The 22,500-nt window shown below is 51.9% G+C and carries 18 protein-coding genes; 8 read left to right on the forward strand and 10 right to left on the reverse strand.

Annotation, left to right across the window (positions count from 1 at the left end; all coding sequences use genetic code 11):
* Positions 1–174: 174 nt before the first annotated feature.
* From A596_RS19630 to A596_RS19640, 3 genes are all read right to left on the reverse strand, one after another.
* Positions 175–1,005, reverse strand: coding sequence for a CPBP family intramembrane glutamic endopeptidase (locus tag A596_RS19630; protein WP_039918045.1), 831 nt, complete (start codon positions 1,003–1,005; stop codon positions 175–177).
* Positions 1,006–1,036: 31 nt separating this feature from the next.
* Positions 1,037–2,722 (reverse strand): serine hydrolase domain-containing protein, encoded by a 1,686-nt coding sequence (locus tag A596_RS19635; RefSeq protein ID WP_152600243.1) that lies wholly within the window; start codon positions 2,720–2,722, stop codon positions 1,037–1,039.
* Positions 2,723–3,053: 331 nt separating this feature from the next.
* On the reverse strand, positions 3,054–5,234 hold the full coding sequence (locus A596_RS19640; RefSeq protein WP_039918047.1) for a di-heme-cytochrome C peroxidase: 2,181 nt from the start codon (positions 5,232–5,234) through the stop codon (positions 3,054–3,056).
* A 309-nt stretch (positions 5,235–5,543) separates the two neighbouring features.
* Here A596_RS19640 and A596_RS19645 point away from each other — a divergent pair, with 309 nt between their 5' ends.
* The 3 genes from A596_RS19645 to A596_RS19655 all read left to right on the forward strand — a co-directional run bounded on the left by A596_RS19645 (position 5,544) and on the right by A596_RS19655 (position 10,884).
* Positions 5,544–5,864 carry a DUF4156 domain-containing protein gene (locus tag A596_RS19645; protein ID WP_039918049.1) on the forward strand — a complete coding sequence of 107 codons (321 nt, stop codon included), beginning with the start codon at positions 5,544–5,546 and terminating at the stop codon, positions 5,862–5,864.
* A gap of 246 nt (positions 5,865–6,110) precedes the next feature.
* Positions 6,111–8,174 (forward strand): polyphosphate kinase 1, encoded by a 2,064-nt coding sequence (gene ppk1 / locus A596_RS19650; protein ID WP_084128689.1) that lies wholly within the window; start codon positions 6,111–6,113, stop codon positions 8,172–8,174.
* Positions 8,175–8,517: 343 nt separating this feature from the next.
* Positions 8,518–10,884: a rhamnogalacturonan lyase family protein gene (locus tag A596_RS19655; protein ID WP_052417721.1), complete on the forward strand. Its 2,367-nt coding sequence runs from the start codon at positions 8,518–8,520 to the stop codon at positions 10,882–10,884.
* Positions 10,885–10,951: 67 nt separating this feature from the next.
* On the opposite strand, the gene A596_RS19660 is transcribed toward A596_RS19655, so the two are convergent.
* The 5 genes from A596_RS19660 to A596_RS19680 all read right to left on the reverse strand — a co-directional run bounded on the left by A596_RS19660 (position 10,952) and on the right by A596_RS19680 (position 14,808).
* Positions 10,952–11,812, reverse strand: a complete 861-nt coding sequence (locus tag A596_RS19660) for a DMT family transporter (RefSeq protein ID WP_039918054.1) — start codon at positions 11,810–11,812, stop codon at positions 10,952–10,954.
* A 62-nt stretch (positions 11,813–11,874) separates the two neighbouring features.
* Positions 11,875–13,374, reverse strand: coding sequence for a Ppx/GppA phosphatase family protein (locus A596_RS19665; protein WP_039918055.1), 1,500 nt, complete (start codon positions 13,372–13,374; stop codon positions 11,875–11,877).
* Between the two features lie 162 nt (positions 13,375–13,536).
* Complete coding sequence (gene secB, locus A596_RS19670; protein WP_039918056.1) at positions 13,537–14,052, reverse strand: protein-export chaperone SecB; 516 nt, start codon at positions 14,050–14,052, stop codon at positions 13,537–13,539.
* Between the two features lie 42 nt (positions 14,053–14,094).
* Positions 14,095–14,352 carry a glutaredoxin 3 gene (gene grxC, locus A596_RS19675; protein WP_039918057.1) on the reverse strand — a complete coding sequence of 86 codons (258 nt, stop codon included), beginning with the start codon at positions 14,350–14,352 and terminating at the stop codon, positions 14,095–14,097.
* 42 nt (positions 14,353–14,394) lie between these two features.
* Positions 14,395–14,808 (reverse strand): rhodanese-like domain-containing protein, encoded by a 414-nt coding sequence (locus tag A596_RS19680; protein ID WP_084128692.1) that lies wholly within the window; start codon positions 14,806–14,808, stop codon positions 14,395–14,397.
* A gap of 372 nt (positions 14,809–15,180) precedes the next feature.
* Between A596_RS19680 and gpmI the strand changes: the two genes are divergently transcribed.
* From gpmI to A596_RS19705, 5 genes are all read left to right on the forward strand, one after another.
* Positions 15,181–16,728 carry a 2,3-bisphosphoglycerate-independent phosphoglycerate mutase gene (gpmI, locus tag A596_RS19685; RefSeq protein WP_039918058.1) on the forward strand — a complete coding sequence of 516 codons (1,548 nt, stop codon included), beginning with the start codon at positions 15,181–15,183 and terminating at the stop codon, positions 16,726–16,728.
* Between the two features lie 81 nt (positions 16,729–16,809).
* On the forward strand, positions 16,810–17,988 hold the full coding sequence (locus A596_RS19690; protein ID WP_039918059.1) for a murein hydrolase activator EnvC family protein: 1,179 nt from the start codon (positions 16,810–16,812) through the stop codon (positions 17,986–17,988).
* Positions 17,989–18,137: 149 nt separating this feature from the next.
* Positions 18,138–19,541: a S41 family peptidase gene (locus tag A596_RS19695; RefSeq protein ID WP_039918061.1), complete on the forward strand. Its 1,404-nt coding sequence runs from the start codon at positions 18,138–18,140 to the stop codon at positions 19,539–19,541.
* Positions 19,542–19,547: 6 nt separating this feature from the next.
* Positions 19,548–20,411, forward strand: a complete 864-nt coding sequence (locus A596_RS19700; protein WP_052417722.1) for a divergent polysaccharide deacetylase family protein — start codon at positions 19,548–19,550, stop codon at positions 20,409–20,411.
* Positions 20,412–20,570: 159 nt separating this feature from the next.
* A complete protein-coding gene (locus A596_RS19705) occupies positions 20,571–20,795 on the forward strand; it encodes a DUF6316 family protein (RefSeq protein ID WP_039918062.1) in 225 nt (74 codons plus the stop codon).
* A gap of 75 nt (positions 20,796–20,870) precedes the next feature.
* Here the strand turns inward: A596_RS19705 and hisF are convergent, their stop codons facing one another.
* Complete coding sequence (gene hisF, locus A596_RS19710) at positions 20,871–21,644, reverse strand: imidazole glycerol phosphate synthase subunit HisF (protein WP_039918063.1); 774 nt, start codon at positions 21,642–21,644, stop codon at positions 20,871–20,873.
* Between the two features lie 112 nt (positions 21,645–21,756).
* Positions 21,757–22,488 (reverse strand): 1-(5-phosphoribosyl)-5-[(5-phosphoribosylamino)methylideneamino]imidazole-4-carboxamide isomerase, encoded by a 732-nt coding sequence (gene hisA, locus A596_RS19715; protein WP_039918194.1) that lies wholly within the window; start codon positions 22,486–22,488, stop codon positions 21,757–21,759.
* Positions 22,489–22,500 lie beyond the last annotated feature (12 nt).

Consider the following 22,500-nt stretch of genomic DNA (forward strand, 5'->3'; position numbering starts at 1 on the left):
GGTCTTGGTAACTTGACTGTAGCATCGATAAAAAGTGATTCAAGTTACCACTTTTGGGGGAATTTAAATGCCAATCTCTGCGCATAAAGACAATTTAAGCGACAAGCCATTGATTTTATTGGCAGGAAAAAAATCGCTAAAAATCCCAAGTAGCCAGCAGCTATAAAAGGGATTTTAGAAAGGAAAAAATGATCCAGGAAATTCGCCTTTACGTATCAACGCAGCGATATCCATGCTCAATGCAACGCCCGCGTGCACCAAAACACCGCCCCAGATCGAGCGCGATTGCAGTGCCAGGATACCGAGGAACAGGCCGAACAAAATGGCGCCGGTAGCTTCCAGCCAAAGCTTGGGGAAATGAATCATCAGGTAGGGCACACACATCACCCAAATCGCATTGGCGCCAATAGCCGGACGCAAGGCATTGAGCATAAAGCCGCGGAAGAAAAACTCCAGGAATATAAACTGGCTCATGTAAAGCAATTCCCACAGCAGGAAATCCAGCCAGCTGCGGCCCGCGTGGCGATAGAACGGATAATGCCCGACAAAATCCTCTCCCATGCTGACCAAGACCACAAACACCAGGATTGGACTGAGCAGCAGCAGGTAACCGCGCCAATGCTCGCCGACCTGGTTCCAGCGCCAGCCAAAGTCGCGCATTTGTGCGCGGAATATAAAGCGTATCACCAGCCAGGGCAGCACGATAAAAGTCAGCAGGTGGCAACCCGTCCACCACACATAACTACACAACTCTAACCAACCGGCGTCGCGCAATTGTTGCAAGTAATCCACACCGCGCCTTTCACCTAACGATTGCAACAAGGCATGGAGATTGGTGGCGAATTTGCCGTAATGGAGGATGAGCAAGCTGACTGACACCGTTGCCAATACGATGAACACCCGCCGTAACGCTTCGGGGCGGGACATTTGCCAGGAAGGTGCCGCTGCATCGATCTGGTCCAGGGCGCGCAATATCTGGCGCGGATGCAAAGCGGCAAGTTTCATTGTTATTGTCCGGTAGTCGGTTACTGTCCGCTTATTGGGCCTTGGCAGTTTTGCCTTTGGTTGTACGCGCAGGGTTACGGCTGCTTTCGTACATATCAAGGAATTTAAAAATAATGTCTTTGGCAAAGCGACTTTCGGAGTTGGTGAGAAACACCATACCGATTTGCAAATCGCGATTAAACACCATCTCGGTGCGGAAACCTTTTACATGGCCGCCATGATGGACAAAGTTTTTGTAGCGCCCGTAATCAAATACTCGCCAGCCCATACCATATGCCGTATTTACTGCAGCTTTGTGCCCGGAGTAATAATTTTGCGCCGGTGTATTTTTAGTCACACGGGATTGAATAGGGTTAAGTACCGAGGGCGGCAAGGCTTCAGGGCGCTTACCCATTTGCCCGAGCAAAAATTTGGACATATCCACAATGCTGGCATTGACGCCCGCCGCTGGCGCAACGCGATACCAGTTGGGCGTCACCGCCGTGGGAATCCAGCGCTTGCCGTTAGAAATGTGTGGCGCCGCGCGATTGGGGGAGGCGTTGTAGTTACTTAATCCGTAAGAAGCAGTGCGCATCCCTAACGGATCAAAAATATTTTTCTCCACGTATTTTTCAAAGCTCATCCCGGATTTCTTTTTGATCATCTCGCCCGCCAGGCTATAGCTGACGTTCTGGTAGGCATAGCATTTACCCGGAGCACAAGCAAAATTCACATAGCGCAAACGCCGGACAATTTCGGCGTAACTCATATTCTCGTCGATAAAATGGCTGTAGGTATGGCGGGGTAAACCCGACGCCTGGGAGAGCACATTGCGGAACGTCAGCTGCTTGCCGTAGCGCGCATTCTTAAAGGCGACATCCGGTAAAACCGAGGTGACGGTGGTATCCCAGGAAATTTTGCCTTCATTGACCAGTTCACTGGCGGCGGTGGCGGCGAAGGATTTGGAGAGGGAGGCAAGGCGAAAAACAGTATCAGGGGTCAGGGTTTCACGGGTTCCTGCGCGGCGAACACCATAGCCTTGCAGGGATTTGATTTGCCCACCCGAGACCACAGCAATGGCAACACCGGGGACAAAAGGTGCGACCTTTTTCGCCACGTAATCCTCAAACTCCGCCACAAAAGCTTCGGGATGTCCGGCGGGATAACGCAACGCACTGATCGGTGCGGTAGTGACAACAGGAATAGTAACTGTCGCCGCTCCCGGCTCCTCGTCATCAAATTTTTCCTCACCCACTCTTTCATCATCCAGCGCCGATGCTGACGGCCTCCGGAGTTCAGATTTTTGGGCGACGACTTTGGGTGATTGTTGCGGCGTTGCCGCCACAGTGGGCGCCGCTGGATTTCTATTTGCAGTACTGCTGCTATTCACCGCCAGTGCATTGCTGCCAACCAAAGTGCCGGCTGAAACAGATGACGTAGATGCCACCACCGGAACACCTATCGCCGGTGTAAGCACTTGCGCGGGCACATTTACCGCTGTTGCCGACGACGCCACAAGCGGTTGTTGCGCTATTTGTTGCTGGACCGTTTGCTGCTGGATCACCTGTTGTTGCACTGGCAGTTGTTGCACAGCCGGTGCCGACGAGGCAGCAAGGGTTTGGGTGTAGGGTGTGGTTTGCAAACCTTGCGCGGCAGCTACAGACGTAGCGGCACTACTGGCTTGCTGCTGGAATGGGAGGGCGATGGGCACGGTAACCCGCTTTTCCCCGTTGGCCATAACTGGCACAGCAGTGGAAACCAGCAGAGCACACAATAGGCCCGTTAGAAATGTTGTTGTCGTTTTTGGTATCAGGATAACGGGCATCAGCGATTCAGTATGTCGTATTTCAATTAATGGGTAGCCTTAAGGGCATTTAAATTTCTGATAAACAAACGCCATCGTTGCAGTGCAATATCCAATCAACAACATTGCACTGCAACGATGGCGTTATTTTTCCCTTAACAAAGTGCGGCCTCTGTTGCATCCGGAACGTTTATCCGGGGCGAATTCTAACCTGAACCTTACCACCCGAATCTTAACGGGAGTTAAAGTCACACTGAATTGGTGATTACAATGTTTTAATGTATTCCACCAACTCCCAGCGCTCGGCTTCGGTCAGAGGTTCCTGCCTGGTTCCGCTCACAGCCGGAGCGTGGACTGTGCCGTATTCGTGGCCAATATTCAAATCGCCACGCCTGGTTGCACGGAAGTGGAATCCTTCATAGCCTTCGGTGCGCAATCCGATTTTCACCGGATCAAATTCGCGGCTGCCCACTTTAAATTCATTCGGGCGATATTGGCCATCCTCCGGATCGCCGTCGCGTTTTATCGGCAGCAACAAATCATAAATACTCGGCACCGAACCATTGTGCAAGTAAGGCGCGGTAGCCCAGATACCATTCAAGGGGCGCGCTTTGTAAGCCAGCAGTGAATTGTAGGGCAATGCCGTTGTGTCGGACCAATAGTCGCCGGATTTTACACTGGCTTTGATTTCATTATCAAAGAAGGATTTCGCCATCATGTACAACCAATCCAGCGCGCGACGCGGCCACCATTTATCAGGGTCGGGCTCGGTTGCCACTTCACCCATGGTTGCCGCCGTTAATATTTGCACCACCGGCGCGCGGTCTTTGATCACCAGCGAACCCACACTTTCTGATTGATAAGTGTTTTTAAAATTCCCCGAGTAGCCAGTGTAGTTCACACTATTTTCCGCCATAGCACGGTCGGTACCCATCAAGTCGATATTGGCCATGCTCGCAACGACAATCCGATTCCAGTCGGTGCGATCAATCACCTCATGGCAGGACTCACAATATTGCGCATACAACTGGCGACCGCGGCGAATTTTGGTTTCATCGATTTGCCATTCGGAAAACTTGCCAAAAATGTCATTGGCTTTTTTCTGCTCGGGATTATTGGTGCCGGTATCAATCGTTGGCCACACCGGTGAAGTCAGGCTTTTCAGATGGGATTCCAGTCGCGACAAATTCACCAGATCAATGGAAGACGTGAAATCGATTTGATAACTCTTACCGCGCTGGCCAGTCAATAACGATGACAAACTCCAGCCACGTTTGTGCGCGGTCCAATCAAGGATACCAAATACACCGATCACTTCACCGGTGTTGCGCCCCAGCGGCCCGACTCCCGAGTTATTCGCCAAACCATTCCATTGCACATAGTCGGATTGCACGATATCCCACAGGAACGGATAACTGACCGGCGCGTTGGGTTCATTAAAAATTTGCGCTTTTATGCGCTCCATATCAGGGAGGCCTAAACCGGGATAGCCGTCTTTTTTTGACATCAACCGATCAATAATCCGCGCAAATTGCAGGTCGCCAATAATAGTTTCGCTGATGCCATCGAGGACGTTATCGACCTGCTCCTGAGTCAACAAATTCGTATCATCTTCACCGGCTCTCGTCACACCGAGTAGCACATCGCGCAATTGGTTGCGGCTGATGACATGTTCCAGTACGCGGTTATAAATGCGGCCAAAGGCATCCAGGCGCGCATAGCCGTATTCCACATTGGAGTGATTGATAGTGTTGTAGAGGCGGATTTTGCGCGTCCAGCGTTTAAGGTCAGCTTGCACATCATCAGCATTGGAATAGGTGTTATTCAACTCCAATACGCGCGTCACAAAGCGATGGTTTTTCTCGCTGTTTTCCACAGCCGCCGCCAGGCTTTTTTCCAGGCCAGTGAGGAAACCCACCATATCCGCCATAGCCGCGCCGCCATCAATACGCAGTGCGTTGCCTTTGTAATTCACCTGGCCGGTGTGACAGGCAGCGCAAGTCAGGCCGATATAATCATTGCCTTTGTAGGTTTCTTTCACGAAGCCTACGGGTAAACCATCGGGGTTAAAAAAAGTAGGCTTTTGCGGCAGGTAACGGTATTTATCGATCACGCTGTTCGCGCGAAACAAACCGGTGGAATCCGCTTGCTCCAGGGCGATGAAAAAATCGTAGGGCATCAACGCTGAACCCTGCGTGGTGTTGTAATACCACAGGCTATCGTTGGCATCCCAACCCTGGTCCAGGTAGATCGGCGTGGAATAATTTTCGCCAAACGCGCCTTGCTCAATCGCAATCGCGCCACGATCAGGATCGTCATCCCAATTCTGGTAAAGCTTTCCTAGCGTAAGGCCAATCGCCATCAATATGGCGATGAACACCAGCCATTTGAACAAACCCCGGAAGAAACGACGGGTAAAAAGGTTGCCCAGGCTCAACGCGCCCATAGTGTTAACTCCTATTTAAAGTTTTGTCCTATCAATACTTCGTTATAGGTCGATGCTTTCTTATCAATATGCTGGTTATTGATATTTTTGTTGTCGCTGCCTTTGATGAGTGATGCAACTAGACAGATTAAAGATACTATGCGCGCCAACGTTTACCACTATTTATTAGCGCATTCCCGGGGTTATTCATGTTACGCGGGATTACACCGGGACTTTTGGCCCGACTTGCAACTCCAACGCCATGGCAGTAGTGTAGCCGCGTATTTTTGTCCCCCTGGTTAATGATTAATCAACTCTGAGGAAATCCCTATGAAAAAATTCTCCATCATCCTCGCTGCCGCCCTCGTCAGCCTGACCAGTGCCTGTACCTGGGTGAAAGTGTCTGAACAAGGTTCCAACGTCGCAGTGGCCAACGCCGCCAACGTGCGCAGCTGTGAAAAAGTGCGCACTGTTAACGTAAAAGTAAAAGATAACTTTGTGGGTTCCATGAAGCGCGACCCGAATAAAGTTTCCACTGAACTGACCAACATGGCGCGCAACGAGGCGACCCAATTCGGCGGCGACACCGTAGTGCCGGTTTCCCAACCGGCCGATGGCCGCCAAAGCTTTGATGTGTACAAGTGCAACTAAGCGAAATAGTGGCACTGTCAAAACAAAGGCCGGGTTAATCCCGGCCTTTTGCATTTCTTTTTGCGTATTCCTTTTCGATTCTCCACATCTCCGTAATTTTTTGTACATAGCGCACGGCTTTTTGCACTTGCTTCCGCTTTATCACCCAAATCTTTGCTAGTGTTAGCGGCAGATAATTTTTGTCTTATTGCTGTCACATAATTGCCATAATCTGGCGCAAAATCCGGTGTGTAAATGAGGTCCAAGGTGTCCAACGCCTATTTCAATCGCGAACTGAGCCTGCTCGAATTTAACAAGCGCGTGCTTCACCAAGCTTACAATCGCAATTTGCCCTTGCTGGAACGGCTGCGTTTTTTGTGTATTTTTTCCACCAACCTCGATGAGTTTTTTGAAGTGCGCGTCGGCGGGCTGGTGGAAATTTTGGAGCGCAACGCACCGCCCACCCACGGGCCGGATGGCATGACCCAAACCCAGACCCTGAATGAAATTTCCCTGCGCGCCCACGAACTGGTGGCCGAACAATACCGCATCCTCAATAGCGAATTGCTGCCGTCCATGCGCGACCACGGCATCCAGGTGTTGCGCCGCGAAGATTGGACCCCGGAACAAATCCAATACCTGAAACATATTTTTTTGTCCGATGTGCTGCCGGTATTGAGTCCAATCGGGCTCGACCCCGCGCACCCGTTTCCGCGCATCCTCAATAAAAGCTTGAACTTTATTGTCCGGCTCGATGGCAAAGATGCCTTTGGCCGCAACTCGGGCCGCGCGATTGTGCAGGTGCCACGTTCGCTGCCGCATATCATTGAATTGCCCGAAGCCCTGAGCCATAACGGACGCAATTTCGTATTTATTTCCTCCATCATCCATTTTTTCATGGCCGAAATATTCGTCGGTATGACGGTGATGGAGAGCTACCAATTCCGTCTCACCCGCAACTCGGACATTTTCCTCGACGAAGAAGAGACCGACGATTTATTGCGCGCGGTACAAGGTGAACTGGCATATCGCCAGTACGGTGATGAAGTACGCCTGGAACTTACCGACACCTGCCCGTCTGAACTGGAGCAATTTCTATTGCAGCGTTGCGAAATTAAAGAGCGCGATTTGTACCGCATTAACGGGCCGGTGAATTTGAATCGCTACAGCGATTTGTTCGATCTGGTGAAAGATGCGCAGCATTATTTCAAGCCATTTATGCAAGCAATGCCCAAGTTGCCCAAGCGGACTAACTCGTATTTCGAAGTGCTGCAAAAACAGGATATTTTGCTGCATCACCCCTTCGATTCATTCCAGGGTGTGGTGGACTTCTTGCGCGAAGCGGCCACCGATCCAAACGTGTTGGCGATTAAACAAACGCTGTATCGCACCGGTTCCAATTCGCCGATTGTGGATGCGTTGGTTGCCGCTGCCAAAGCCGGCAAGGAAGTCACCGCGATTGTGGAATTGCGCGCGCGTTTTGACGAAGAGCAAAACGTCGCCCTCGCCGAACGCTTGCAGCGTTTTGGTATCCACGTGATTTACGGCGTGGTCGGCTTTAAAACCCACTCCAAAATGATTCTGGTCGCGCGCCGCGAAACCGGAAAATTACGTTACTACGTGCACCTGGGTACCGGTAACTATCATCCGCGCACCAGTAAAATTTATACCGATTACGGTTTGCTCACGTCCGATAAAGAAATCGGCGAAGATGTGTATCGCATCTTTTTGCAATTATCGAGCATGGGCAAAGCCTCCAAAATGGAAGCGCTGTTATACGCCCCATTCACCTTGCACAGGGGCATGGTAAAACGTATCCGCACGGAAAAGGAAAACGCCGAACACGGCAAGCCGGCGCGCATCATCGCCAAGATGAATGCGCTGTACGATGAGGAATTGGTGAATGAACTTTACGCTGCCTCGCAAGCGGGCGTGCAGATCGATTTGATTGTGCGCGGTGTTTGCCAGTTGCGTCCGGGCGTTGAAGGCTTATCGGAAAACATCCGCGTGCGTTCGATTATCGGCCGCTTCCTTGAGCACCATCGCGTGTTTTATTTCGAGAATAGCGGCAACCCCGAATTGTTCTGTTCCAGCGCTGACTGGATGCTGCGCAACATGTTCCACAGGGTCGAGACCTGCTTCCCGATCAAGCACAAGAAAATCCGCGACCGGATTCTGGAAGACCTGCATTTGTACCTGGCCGATAACACCCATGCGTGGTTATTGCAGGACGACGGCAGTTATATCCTCACCCAGCCCAAAGAAGGTGAAGAAACAATTGATGCACAGGCTGTGTTATTGGAGCGTTGGTCCGCGCATATCAGCAATTAACGCCCCATCACCATGGATGGTGAACCCATGAAATACCCGCAAAACGCGCGTACATCCTTCACCCATAAAAATCAAACCCGACCAGTTTCGCATTTCCGGCAAAAAGCCCGAAATATGGTCCTGTAAACACACCTGCCATAATTTCCGAATAAATCTTACTTATATATTCTGGGCGCACCCGCTTCCGGCCTATGCCGGTTCTCTCCAGCAGGTTAAACAACTAACAACAATAGCCATAAATCACGTTGTACCTGATTCACGGCAAGGTATCGGCAATAACACCGACCACAGGCCCACTGTGTAGTCACTATCGTCTACAACACAACTCTAGAGAGATAAGAATATGATTAGGCATAACCTGCAACCCTGGTTGCGCAAAACGTTATTGGCCTGCGCGTGCGCAGGTTTGATGGGAATAGCGGCAGCGCCGAGCTTTGCTGCACGCCAGGCCGAGCACCTGGACCGTGGCGTGGTAGCCCTGCCGTCCGGCAGCGGCATATTTATTAGCTGGCGAATGCTAGGGAGTGATCCGGCAGCAATTGGTTTTAACGTGTATCGCAACGGCGCCAAAATTACCTCATCACCAATTACCACCAGCACCAATTACGTTGATGCAACCGGTACCACCAGCGCCGCCTACACCGTGCGCCCGGTTATAAATGGCATCGAATATGCTGCTAACGCCGCCAAAGCAACCTGGGCAAACCCTTATTGGGCGATCAACCTCAATCGCCCGGCAGGGGGAACCACCCCCAGTGGCGAGGCTTATACTTATTCCCCTAACGACCTGAGCGTGGGCGATCTGGATGGCGATGGCCAGTATGAAATCGTAGTGAAATGGGACCCGTCCAACGCCAAAGACAATTCCCAATCCGGTTATACCGGTAATGTATTGATTGATGCCTATGAATTTAACGGCACCCAGTTATGGCGTATTGACCTTGGCAAAAACATCCGCGCCGGCGCGCATTACACCCAATTTATGGTGTATGACCTGGACGGTGACGGCAAAGCCGAAGTGGCGATGAAAACCGCACCGGGCACCCGCGATGCCGCCGGCACCGTATTGGGTGGCAGCAATGCCAATACCGATTACCGCAATTCCAGCGGTTATATCCTGTCCGGCGCAGAATACCTGACCATTTTCAACGGCCAGACCGGTGTGGCATTAGCCACCACGGATTATTTACCCGCACGCGGCACCGTTAGCAGTTGGGGCGACAGCTATGGCAACCGCGTGGACCGCTTCCTCGCTGGCATCGCTTATCTGGATGGCAGCCGCCCGAGCCTGGTGATGACACGCGGCTACTACACTCGTGCGGTCCTGGTCGCATGGGACTGGCGCAACGGTAGCCTGACCCGTCGCTGGACGTTTGATAGCAATTCCAGCGGCAATGGCGCCGCAGCGGGCCAGGGCGCGCACTCACTAACCGTAGGCGACGTTGATCAGGACGGTAAAGATGAAATCGTCTACGGTTCCGCCACCATCAACGACAACGGCACGCTGATGTACTCCACCGGCCTGGGCCATGGCGATGCGCTGCATTTATCCGACTTCATCCCCAGCCGTCCCGGGCTGGAAGTATTTATGGTGCATGAGTCCAATGCCGTGGGTGTCGATATGCACGACGCCAGAACCGGCCAGGTTATCTGGAGCATTCCCAGCGGCGGTGCTGACGTGGGCCGCGGTGTGATTATGGATATCGACCCGCGTATCGCCGGTGCGGAAAGCTGGGCCAGCGTAGGCGGATTGAATAATCCCACCGGCGGCCAGATCACCACCACCAAACCGGCATCCATCAACTTCGCCAGCTGGTGGGACGGCGATTTGCTGCGCGAGCAGTTGAATAACACCATGATCGACAAATGGAATTACAGCAATAACTCCAGCTCGCGCTTGCTGACCGCCTATAACTACGGCGCCGCATCCAATAACGGCACCAAGTCTACACCCGGCCTGTCGGCAGATCTGTTCGGAGACTGGCGTGAAGAAGTAATCTGGCGCCATGAAAATAACAGCCAGCTGCTGGTGTTTTCGACCACTGCAGTAACCAATAACAAGCTGCGCACACTGATGCACGACTCCCAATATCGCCAAGCCATCGCCTGGCAAAACGTGGCCTACAACCAACCCCCGCACACCAGTTTTTTCCTTGGCGAAGGGATGGCAACACCCGCAACGCCGGATTTGAGTTACGTGGGCACCAACCCTAATGGCGGGCCGTTAACGACTTCCAGTTCAGTTGCATCCACCAGCCGTAGCAGTTCGTCAACACCGGTAACCAGTAGCTCATTGTCCAGTCGTTCCAGCAGTGTGATAGCCGCCACCAGTTCATCGCACAGCAGCACGCCAAGCTCAACACCAGTTACCAGCAGCTCACGCAGCAGTATGGCCTCCAGCGCTGCGAACACCGGCGGTAATTGCAGTTATGTAATTAGCAACAACTGGGGTGCAGGCTTTACCGGCGCGATCCGTATTACCAATAAAGGCACCAGCGCAATCAACGGCTGGAATATCAATTGGACTTATGCGGGCAGCACGCGCCTGAGCGGTTCATGGAATGCGACCGTAACGGGAACCAACCCTTATTCGGCAAGCAACCTGAGCTGGAACGCCAGCATCCAACCCGGCCAAACGGTTGAATTCGGTTTCCAGGGCACCCACACCACGGCGGAAACGCCCGTGATTACCGGCTCTGCCTGTAATTAATTTTACGGATAACAAAAAAGGCCGATGGTGCATTGCCATCGGCCTTTTTGTTTTCGCCAAGATCAACTCACCTCGCGCCCAACCAGGCCCCGGTACTGGTTACCAGCAATCCTGAAATTAACCAGGTGCTGAGTTCCTCACCTAAAATCAGCGATGCGCCTATTCCCGCCAGCGCTGGCACCAGCGCCATGCACGCGCCCGTTCGTGCCGGACCAAGCCGCGTCATCGCCGCCATATAAAAAAACATCGCAATAACCGCCACCACCACGCCCTGGTAAATAGCTTGCAACGCAATATCAGCGACAGGGGCATGCAGGATTTCCTTGGGCAAGAACAGAAAGTAAACCGGAAGATAAATAAGAGCCGCGAGCAACGCACTGCCAATGGCGGTTTCCCATGGACCGAGGCCGGAGCGCTTGGCCAGGATGGTATACAACGCCCAGATAATTGATGACGCGACCAGCAATATATCCCCAGGCAAGGTGTTTTCACTGCGCGAGAAAATATCCACGCCGAGGCAGAGAATTCCCACCGCAATCACCGGCAATGCAATGCGCAGGTTGCTGCGCAAGGGTTCTTTCAGCAGCCAAAATGCCAGCAAAGGCACGAAGAAGGGCAACAACCCTGAAATCAACACCGCACCGTGGGCAGCCGGTGCATGCTTGAAGGCAAGGTAAACGACGACGGAATAACCGATACCGCCGCTGAGCGCGAGGGACAGCACGGTTTTATTGAACAGCGGCACCCGCTTCCAGAATATCCATAGCGGCAACAGGATCAGGCTCGCAGCACCGAAGCGCAAGGCGGTGATATCAAACGCATTCAGTGCGCTGGCTCCGCCCATGCGCGCCACCAGCACAAAGCCGGACCAGATTAAAACCGTACCGGCAACAAAGAAATAGCCGCTTTTGGATGCAGATGTTTGCATGGGCAACCCCATAAAAAAGACGGAGGAAAAATCACTCCGATGGCAGCAACAGAGGATTGCAGTTAATCAATCACCAATTCCAGCTGGTAACCAATATCCGCCAGGTGACGCTGCTCCGTTTCCAGGTCAGCCTGGGTAAGGGGATGGCCGCTGATCCACTTTTCCGAAAGCAATAATTTCATTTTTTTGCCATCGGCTTTTAACGTCATCGCCGGCAAGCCTTTTTCAATACGGCCGCGGTGAAAAATAATGGCCATGCGCAATAAAATCGCCAGGCGCACCAACTGGGTGTTTCCCATCGGAAATGTTTTGCTGGGAAAGCGCTTGCGATGGGCCAGCACCAATGCCGCCAGCTGGGCCTGCTCCGAACGCGAACAACCGGCGAGATCGACGTGCTGCACGATGTAGGCGGAATGTTTGTGGTAATCGGCGTGGGCGATATCCAGGCCGACGTGATAAAGGCGCGCCGCCCAACCCAATAATTTATCGGCATCATCCGTGGTGAGGCGCCAGGCGCGCTCGACCTGGTTGAGTAAATTCAGCGCCGTTTTTTCCACCGCGCGGGCTTTATCCATATTTACGCGGAAACGTTCGGCCAGGGCATCCACGCTCGCCTGACGAATATCGTGGTCTTCAAGGCGGCCTTTTTGATCGAACAACAAGCCTTCGCGCAACGCCCAATCAGCAGCCACCATTTTGTCGAGCCGAAGGGCATCGAAGAGCGCACAGAGCACTACCACACCGCCAAGGAATACCGGTTTGCGATCCTCCGACAAGCCGGGAATCTGGACATCCAGGCCGCCGTGGTCAATGTAGATCGCCATAATTTTTTCCAGCGAGTCCACGGTGATTGTGCCATCACTCCAACCATTCGCTTCGCACACTTTAGCCACTGCTTTAATACTGCCCGAGGCACCGAGCACCTGGTTCCAGCCCTGTTCCAGGAATTCGTCACGCACCGGCTCCAGCTCCTGCAAACAGGCGATGACTGCACGCGCAACCAGTTTTTCGTCGACACGGCCATCCATAAAGAATTTTTTAGTGATCGCCACGCAGCCCATGTTCAAACTTTCCTTGAGCAAGGGCTTCATGCCTTCGCCCAGGATTACTTCGGTACTGCCACCGCCGATGTCCATCACAATCCGCTTGCCTTTACCCGGCTCAATGTAATGGGCCACGCCGAGATAAATCAGGCGCGCCTCTTCGTCGCCGGAAATAATCTCCACCGGATGGCCCAGGCGTTTTTCCGCTTCTTTCAGGAATTGGCGCGAATCGCGCACGCTGCGCAGGGTTTTGGTGCCGACGATACGCACAATCCGCGAAGGATAAGCGCGCAAGGCTTCGCCAAACCGTTCCATACACGCGAGGGCGCGTTCGCGCGCATCCTCACTCAGGCTGCCATCGGACTGTAAACCAAACCCCAGGCGCACCGGCTCGCGCAGACGATCAAGCAGGGTCAACTGGCCGTTGTCCCAGCGCGCGACAATCATATGGAAACTGTTGGAACCCAGATCAATCGCAGCGATATGACTGGCGCGGGAGTGGCTTCTGAGGTTGAACATAGGCGGTTTCTCGCAAACATCGGCAGGCAGTGATTATGCGAGACTTTGGCGAGATTACAAATCGCAAAACCATTACGCATTGATCTGGTTTGGAAAAAGTGAAGCAAAAATAAAAAAAGGCAATCACCTGCGTGATTGCCTCCGGGAGAATACCTGCGTCGATTAATTAACGACTTCAGGTTTTTCCGCTTGTGCTTGATCTGCCGCTTGTTGCTGGGCAGCAGCAATGGCTTGAACAAACACGGCATCAAAGTTGATCGGTGCCAGCATCAGGGGTGGGAAGCTGCCACGACCGAGAATACTGTCCACCGCTTCGCGCGCGTAAGGGAACAGGATTTGCGGACACGCGGTGTTGATCAATTGGGTAATGGCCGGGCCTTCGATATTGGCAATGCCAAACAAACCGGCTTGTTTCACTTCAACCAGGAATACCGCGCGGTTATCAATATTTGCAGTGATGGTCAGGAACAACACCACTTCAAACAAACCGTCTTCGATCTGGTTTGCCTGGATATTCAGGTCTTGCTGGATATTTGGCTTGAACGCCTTGGTAAATGCTTCTGGCCCCATCGGGGTTTCAAAGGAAATATCTTTTAAGTAAATACGTTGGATAGCAAAAATGGGGCCTTGTGCGCCTTCGGCAGCTTCCGCGGCTTGTTGGTTATTTTCTTCAGACATAATGAACTCGACTCGATGGGATTAAATAAAACACTCGGCCAATCAGGGTTGTGCCAGCAGTGGATCCAGTTTGCCCGCTTTATCCAACGCCCAGAGATCGGTAAAGCCGCCGACATGGGTGTCGCCGATCCAGATCTGCGGTACTGTGCGCTGACCGCTTTTGGCCATCATTTCCTGGCGCAATTGCGGTTGGGTGTCCACGCGAATTTCTTCCACTGCCACTCCTTTTTGCGCTAACAATTTCTTCGCATTAACGCAGAACGGACAAACAGCAGTGGTGTACATCAGCACGCGGGCCATAAATAACTCCGAGGTTAACTAACCAGTATTTCAATTCTTCACTTACTTACCTTTAACAAGCGGCAAACTCTGCGCCTGCCACTCGGCAATACCACCGCTCAGGCGACGCACGTCAAAACCTTCTTTACCCAGCAAACGACCTACCGCACCAGCGTGCTGGCCGAGTTTATCCACCAGGATAATGGTTTTGCCTTTATGGCTGGCCACTTCGGTGGTTTCCTTGTTGAGTTTGGAATACGGGATATTCAATGCACCAACAATATGGCCCGCCTTGAATTCCGCACCTTCGCGTAAATCCACAATCACCGCATTGCCATCATTAACCAGGCGGGTTACTTCGTGGGGTGATACCGGGCGGCCACTCTTGATACGATCACGCCATATATACACATAAATCAATGCAATCAGAACGGTGACCAATAGCCACTCTTGGGTAACAAAATTAATAAAATCCACGGTATTGGCCTTCTTGTAAATCTGCAGGGGGACGATAAAACGACCCGCTGTCCCGGTGAAACCAAAATGGGGACAGGTAAAGTCGATTTCAATACAGCGACCGAAACTTTACCCGGGCGGGCGATAAGGCGGCGAAGTATACACGATTCGACGCCAGCATCCGCCTGACGCAACAACGAGAATACCGCTATTTATCAGACCTATAGCCGGTTTGCTTGCGTTTAAACATAGAGTTGGGCCGCCCAACCCGCTAGAATGCCTATCATTCACGGGCTGCAGCCCGAACCACTACCCAGCGGTTGCATTCCATGGCTGTCACAAGCAGTTGCCGGAATTGACCGGTTCATGTTCATCCGACATTGGAAGCGATTTATGAGCGCGAAAAAACCTGTAGTTCTGCTGATTCTCGATGGTTACGGCTATTCGGAAAAAACCAAATACAACGCTGTCTACGCCGCAAACACGCCTGTGTATGACAATCTCTGGAAAACGTGCCCCAATACCTTGATCGATACCTCGGGTATGGCCGTGGGCCTGCCGGATGGCCAGATGGGCAACTCTGAAGTCGGTCATACCACCATCGGCGCCGGCCGTGTGGTTTACCAAAATTTTACCCGCATCAATAAATCTATCAGCGATGGTGATTTCTTTACCAATCCCGAATACGTGAAAGCCATCGACAGCGCTATCGCCAATGATAAATCCGTACACATCCTCGGCCTATTGTCCGAAGGCGGCGTGCATGCACATCAGGACCACATGTATGCGATGATCAAAATGGCGGTGCAACGTGGAGCCAAAAACGTTTACTTGCACGCGTTCCTTGACGGCCGCGACACACCACCGCGCAGCGCAGAATCATCACTGCAAAAAGCCGAAGACCTGTTCAAGGAACTGGGTACCGGTCGTGTAGCCTCGATTGTCGGCCGCTATTTTGCATTGGATCGCGATAACCGCTGGGATCGTGTAAAAGCCGCTTACGATGTCATGGTGACAGGCGATGCCGAATTTGATGCCCTCACTGCCGTCGACGGTTTGAAAGCGGCTTACGAGCGCGGTGAAAACGATGAATTTGTAAAAGCGACAGTTATCTGCGGTGAAGATGAAGAAGTTGCGACGATCAATGATGGCGACTCCGTAATTTTTATGAACTTCCGCCCGGACCGCGCGCGCGAAATTACCCGCGCCCTGATCGATGAACCTTTTACCGGTTTTGACCGTGGCGATACCCATCCGGCAATTGCGCATTTTGTGCAAACCACCGAATACGCCTCCAATATCAAAGCGCCTATCGCATATCCGCCCGAGAATTTGGCGAACTCATTTGGTGAATACCTTTCCAGTTTGGGCAAAACCCAATTGCGTATCGCCGAAACTGAAAAATACGCGCACGTGACGTTCTTCTTTAATGGCGGCAACGAAGTGGTTTATCCCGGTGAAGACCGTATCCTGGTGCCATCGCCACAAGTGGCAACCTACGATTTGCAACCGGAAATGAGCGCACCGGAAGTGACCGAGAAACTGGTTGCAGCGATTGAATCCGGCAAGTACGACACGATTATTTGTAACTATGCCAACTGCGATATGGTCGGCCACTCAGGTTTGATGGAAGCGGCAATCAAAGCCGTAGAAGCGATTGATGTCTGCCTCGGTAAAGTATTGGCAGCAGTGGAAAAAGTGGGCGGTGAAGCGTTGATCACCGCTGACCACGGCAACGTGGAAGAAATGTTCGACGAGGAAACCGGCCAACCACACACGCAACATTCCACACTGCCAGTGCCATTTATTTTTGTTAGCAGCCGCAAAGGTACTATGGCAAATGGTGGATCCCTGGCCGACGTTGCACCTACCATCCTGTCTTTACTGGGCTTGCCGCAACCCAAAGAAATGACTGGCCATAATTTGATTACCCTCGGTTAATCACCGCGCATACGGCCGGCATTCGCCGGCCGTTGTTTCCCCTCGAGTTTGCTACTAAAACGGATAGTTAATAACAAAAATATGAGTCGATTTTTTGCATTCACCAAGGTTTTCGCACTCAGCAGTTTGCTCTGCGCGACATTAATCAGCGGATATGCCTGCGCCGATGAAAAAGCCGATATGGCAAAACTGCAAAAAGATATTGAAGCGCTGCAAAAAGAATTGAAAGCGGTGCAAGGCACGCGCACCGGTTTGCAAAAAGACCTGGAAAAATCCGAACAGCAAATTAATGAATTGCAAAAAAAAGCGGATGAGATTAATCAACAACTCAACCAGCAAAACAAAGAGCTTAACCAGTTAAAAAACGAACGCAGCCAACTGGAACAGGCGCGCAAAAACCAGCAAGCCCACATCGCCGAGCAAATGCGCGCTGCGCACAAATTGGGGGAGCAAAGTGAAATCAAGGTTTTGTTGAACCAGGAGTCGCCCGATCAGGTATCGCGCATCATGAAATACCACAGTTATTTTATGGAAGCGCACACCGCCAAAATGAAAACCTACCTGGAAACCATCACCCGTATCGATGCGCTCACACCGGAAATAGAAAAAAAAACGCTTGAGTTAGCCGGGATGCAAAGTGAGCTGGATGGCCAGCGCGCTGAATTAAAGAATATCCATGGCGAACGCGAAAAAGCCCTCGCCAAAGTCAACGACGATCTCAAAAATAAAAATAAAGAACTCAGCCAACTCAATGAAGATCGCCGCCGCTTGCAAGCATTGCTGGAGCGCGTGACCCAAAAAGTCGCCACCACCGGCGCGATAAATTCCCCCGACTATGTACCGCTGCCCAAAGGCGGTGAAAAGTTTTCGCTGCGCAAAGGCCGTTTACCCTGGCCAACCCGCGGCAGCATGATTCACCGTTTTGGCAGCGCACGTATTGCCGGGCAAATCAATTGGAGTGGCGCTTATATCGCCGCCCCCATGGGCAACAACGTGGTCGCTGTGCATCATGGCCGGGTAGTATTTGCCGATTATTTTGGCGGCCACGGCTTGCTGGTAATTGTTGATCACGGCGAAGGTTACATGAGTCTGTACGCGCACAATCAACGCTTACTCAAAAAAGCGGGCGATCCGGTGCAAGCCGGTGAAAGTATCGCCACTGTTGGTAATTCCGGTGGCCAGGCCAATGCCGGTTTGTATTTTGAAATTCGCCATCAAGGCAAGCCGATTGACCCCAACCTATGGCTGGCGCGCGGCTAAAACCATCCAGCGACAGAAAAATATTGCATCAACCCTGTCATTTTCCAATTTTTTGGCTTAGTGTTCCTTTTGGATTCACGGGACTGATTTAACGGCAACTTCCGCTTCATTCAGCCCGCTGTCACGCTGTTGCGTCTTTCGGAGACACCATGTTCGTCGCTGCTTTTCCCAGAATTATTTCTCCTCGCTCGCTGCTGTTTACCGGTTTGCTGGGCACGCTTGCACTCGCATTTCCCGCTGTCGCAGCGGAAAAAAAACCGGCGGGGGAAGCAGGCCTGCTACCACTGGAAGAATTGCGCACATTTACTCGCGTTTACGATCACGTGCGCAATGGTTATGTTGATGAAATAGACGACGCACAACTCCTCGAATATGCCATCAAAGGGATGATTGCTGAACTTGATCCACACTCTGCGTATCTCGATAAAGAAGCCTTTGCTGATTTGCAGGCGAGCACCTCGGGTGAATTTGGCGGAATAGGTTTGGAAGTCAGCCTGGAAGAAGGTTTTATCAAAGTGGTAACGCCCATTGATGACAGCCCTTCGGCCAAGGCCGGAATCATGGCGGGTGATATTGTGGTGCGTATTGATGACGCCCCGGTCAAAGGCATGGAACTCACCAAAGCCATTAACCTGATGCGCGGCGCCAAAAATACACCGATCAAAATTAATGTAATGCGCGAAGGCGTGGATCAGCCCCTCGAATTTAATTTGCAGCGCGACATTATCAAAGTACAAAGCGTTCGCACGCGCACGCTGGAACAAGATTATTTTTATATCCGTATCGCCCAATTCCAGTTAGATACGGGCAAAGACACCGTGCAGAAATTGCGCGATCAACTAAAGAAAAACCCGGCGACCAAAGGCGTGATTCTCGACCTACGCAATAATCCGGGTGGCGTATTGCAAGCTTCAGTGGAAGTGGTGGATGCATTCCTCAACGGCGGCCAGGTGGTCTATACCCAGGGCCGTATGGATAATTCCAATATCAGTTACAACGCCGAGGCCGGCGATGTTACTAATGGCTTACCGCTGGTAGTACTGATTAATGATGGCTCTGCATCGGCATCGGAAATTGTTGCTGGCGCATTACAGGATCACAAGCGCGCGGTGATCATGGGTACACGCAGTTTTGGTAAAGGTTCGGTGCAATCGGTTATCCCGATTAGTAATGACCGCGCTATCAAACTCACCACCGCGCTTTATTACACCCCCAAAGGTCGCTCAATCCAGGCGCAGGGCATTGAACCGGATGTGGATGTGGAACGCGTGCAAGTTGCCGGTATCCAGCAAGGTGTGAGCACAACGGAAGCTGACCTCGTCCGCCATCTGGGCAATGGCAAAGGCGGCAAGGAAAGCAACCGCAAAGAGCGCGAACAAAAGCGGGTATCCAGCGCAGAATTGTTAAAAGAAGATAACCAATTGCACGAAGCATTAAATTTGCTGAAAGGTTTGAACATCTTCATCCAGAGTACTCCGCTAGCAGCGGCGGCCCCTGAAATTGCACCCGATATCGCCGTACAACCAACTCCTGCTACAGATTCACCGCAATAACACCGCATGCCGCAGCTAATTCACAGCATAGTGTATTGGCTCGGCATCCTGTGCCTTACGTTATGCCCGTCAATATTTGCCAAAGAACGCGCGAAACTCGCGATTATTATTGATGATGTCGGTTACAACCTATCGCTGGGTGAACGCGCGGCCCGTTTGCCCGGTGCATTTACACTCGCCGTTTTACCCTTTACCCCCCACGGTAAACAACTCGCCGAACTAGCTCACGAACGCGGCAAGGAAGTGATGCTGCACGCCCCCATGAGCAACCATCACAGCTTCCCATTAGGGCGCGGCGGTTTGATGGGCACTATGGGACAGGCTGAATTCCTTGCGGTATTGCGCCAGAACATCGCCAATATTCCCCATATCAAAGGTGTGAACAACCACATGGGCAGCCAGCTGACCGAGCAAACCGAACCTATGCGCTGGCTGATGCAGGAGCTACAGGCGCACCAGCTTTATTTTGTGGATAGCCGCACCACCGCCAAAACCCAAGCGTTAATTGAAGCGGAACGCATCCGCTTGCCGAGTCGCAAACGCGATGTTTTTCTCGACGATGAGCGCGATTTATCACAAATCCAGCAGCAATTACTTCTGGCATTACAAAAAGCCCGGCAACAGGGTTCGGCAGTTGCCATCGGCCATCCTTATCCGGAAACCCTGGCGGTACTGAAGCAAATACAGCCGTTGTTGAAGCAATATCAGGTAGAGCTGGTGCCTGTATCAGGATTGTTACCTGCATTTCGCTCCCATCCCGATCCCACCGATTATTGCCAGGCACCACCCCAAAGTTTTTGGCCACAAACATGGGCCCCCGTAGATCCTTTTGATGAGGACTTATTCACACTTTCAGGGCAAATACGATAAATGCATCAAAAAAATAAAATTTGGGCATAAGAGATGTGCTTTTAGGAGACAACTAAATCTAACAAGCTGTTTAAAATGCTGTCTATAATCAGCGAGGATGATTTTTAATCAATCCAGCAAAAGGAACCGGTGGTTAGAGCAACATATTGAGGAGCTTATATGGCAACACTAAATAGAGCGGGTGAACATGGCTCAGTGCCCGAACGACATGGGCGTTACCTGCAAAAAGATGGCTATTGGTACTATGGCACTCGCGAAGGTGTGGATATAGGCCCATTCGACAGCCGTGCGGATGCCGAAAATGGCGTGGGGGAATTTATCGAGTTCATCCAGGCATCCGAACCCAAGGTGTCAGATGTATTGAAACAGTATCGCGCGGCCTGAACCGGGTTTGGGCCGACACACAAAGGGCGCCACACGGCGCCCTTTGTATTTGGTTAGGTTGTGCAATTCAGGCGATCAGAGTCGTACTTCGATGCCCTGTGCCCGCATAAACTCTTTTGCCTGAGGCACAGTGTATTCACGAAAGTGGAAGATACTCGCTGCCAGTACTGCATCGGCACGGCCGAGCGTTACACCATCAACCAAATGTTGCAAATTACCAACACCACCGGACGCAATTACCGGGATAGGCACGGCATCACTAATTGCGCGGGTTACCCCCAGATCATAGCCTTTCTTGGTGCCATCACCATCCATACTGGTCAGCAGGATTTCACCAGCGCCATACTCCGCCATTTTCATCGCCCACTCCACCGCATTAATGCCGGTAGGTTTACGACCACCGTGGGTGAAGATTTCCCAGCGCGGTTCTTCTCCATCAACACTGACTTTTTTGGCGTCGATGGCAACTACAATACACTGTGCACCAAAGCGATCTGACGCGGCTTTCACAAAGTCCGGATTGAACACTGCCGCCGAGTTGATACTTACCTTATCCGCACCGGCATTGAGCATAGTGCGAATATCGTCCACGGTACGAATACCACCACCGACGGTCAGCGGAATAAATACCTGGCTGGCGATTTTCTCCACGGTATGCACCGTGGTATCGCGACCTTCGTGCGTGGCAGTGATATCCAGGAAAGTGATTTCGTCAGCACCTTCATCGTTGTAGCGTTTGGCGATCTCCACCGGATCACCCGCATCGCGAATGCCAACAAAATTCACCCCTTTCACCACGCGGCCATTATCAACATCGAGGCAGGGAATAATACGTTTTGCGAGTGCCATAAACCTACAGTCTCGTATTCAATCTCAATTCAAGGAACCAGTAGGCTGGTGCTGAGCGCAGCGATGCCCAACAAATCAACCTGCCGACTCAATCGACAGTCACTACTGAGCCTTAATTGGCATCGCAATAGGCCTGAGCTTCAGCCATTTTAAGCGTACCTTCATATATTGCACGGCCGGTGATAGCACCGCAGATACCTTTATGGGCTTCCGCTTTCAATGCGATGATATCGTCCATATTGGTGATACCACCGGAAGCAATCACCGGAATGCTGGAAGCTTGCGCCATCGCCACAGTCGCCTGCACGTTGACACCTTGCATCATGCCGTCGCGCGCGATATCGGTATAAACGATACTGCTCACGCCGTCCTGCTCGAAACGCCTGGCCAGCTCAGAGGCCTGGATGTTGGATACTTCGGCCCAGCCATCAGTCGCCACCCACCCGTCTTTTGCATCCAAACCAACAATAATGTGGCCGGGAAACTGTTTGCACATATCGGTGACGAATTGCGGTTCTTTTACCGCTTTGGTACCGATAATCACGTACTGAACACCGGCTTGCAGGTAGTACTCGATAGTTGCCGCGCTACGGATACCGCCGCCAATCTGGATCGGCAATGACGGATAGGCTTTGGCAATCGCCGTCACTACACCACCGTTAACCGGTTTACCTTCAAAAGCACCATTCAAATCCACCAGATGTAAACGGCGACAACCCTGGTCCACCCACTGTTTGGCCATGGCCACCGGGTCATCGGAAAATACCGTGGAATCATCCATCAAGCCCTGGCGCAAGCGCACACATTGGCCATCTTTTAAATCAATTGCGGGGATAATCAGCATTACAAACGTCTC

It is taken from the genome of Cellvibrio mixtus subsp. mixtus J3-8 (genome assembly GCF_000766945.1).
GTDB lineage: Bacteria > Pseudomonadota > Gammaproteobacteria > Pseudomonadales > Cellvibrionaceae > Cellvibrio > Cellvibrio mixtus_A.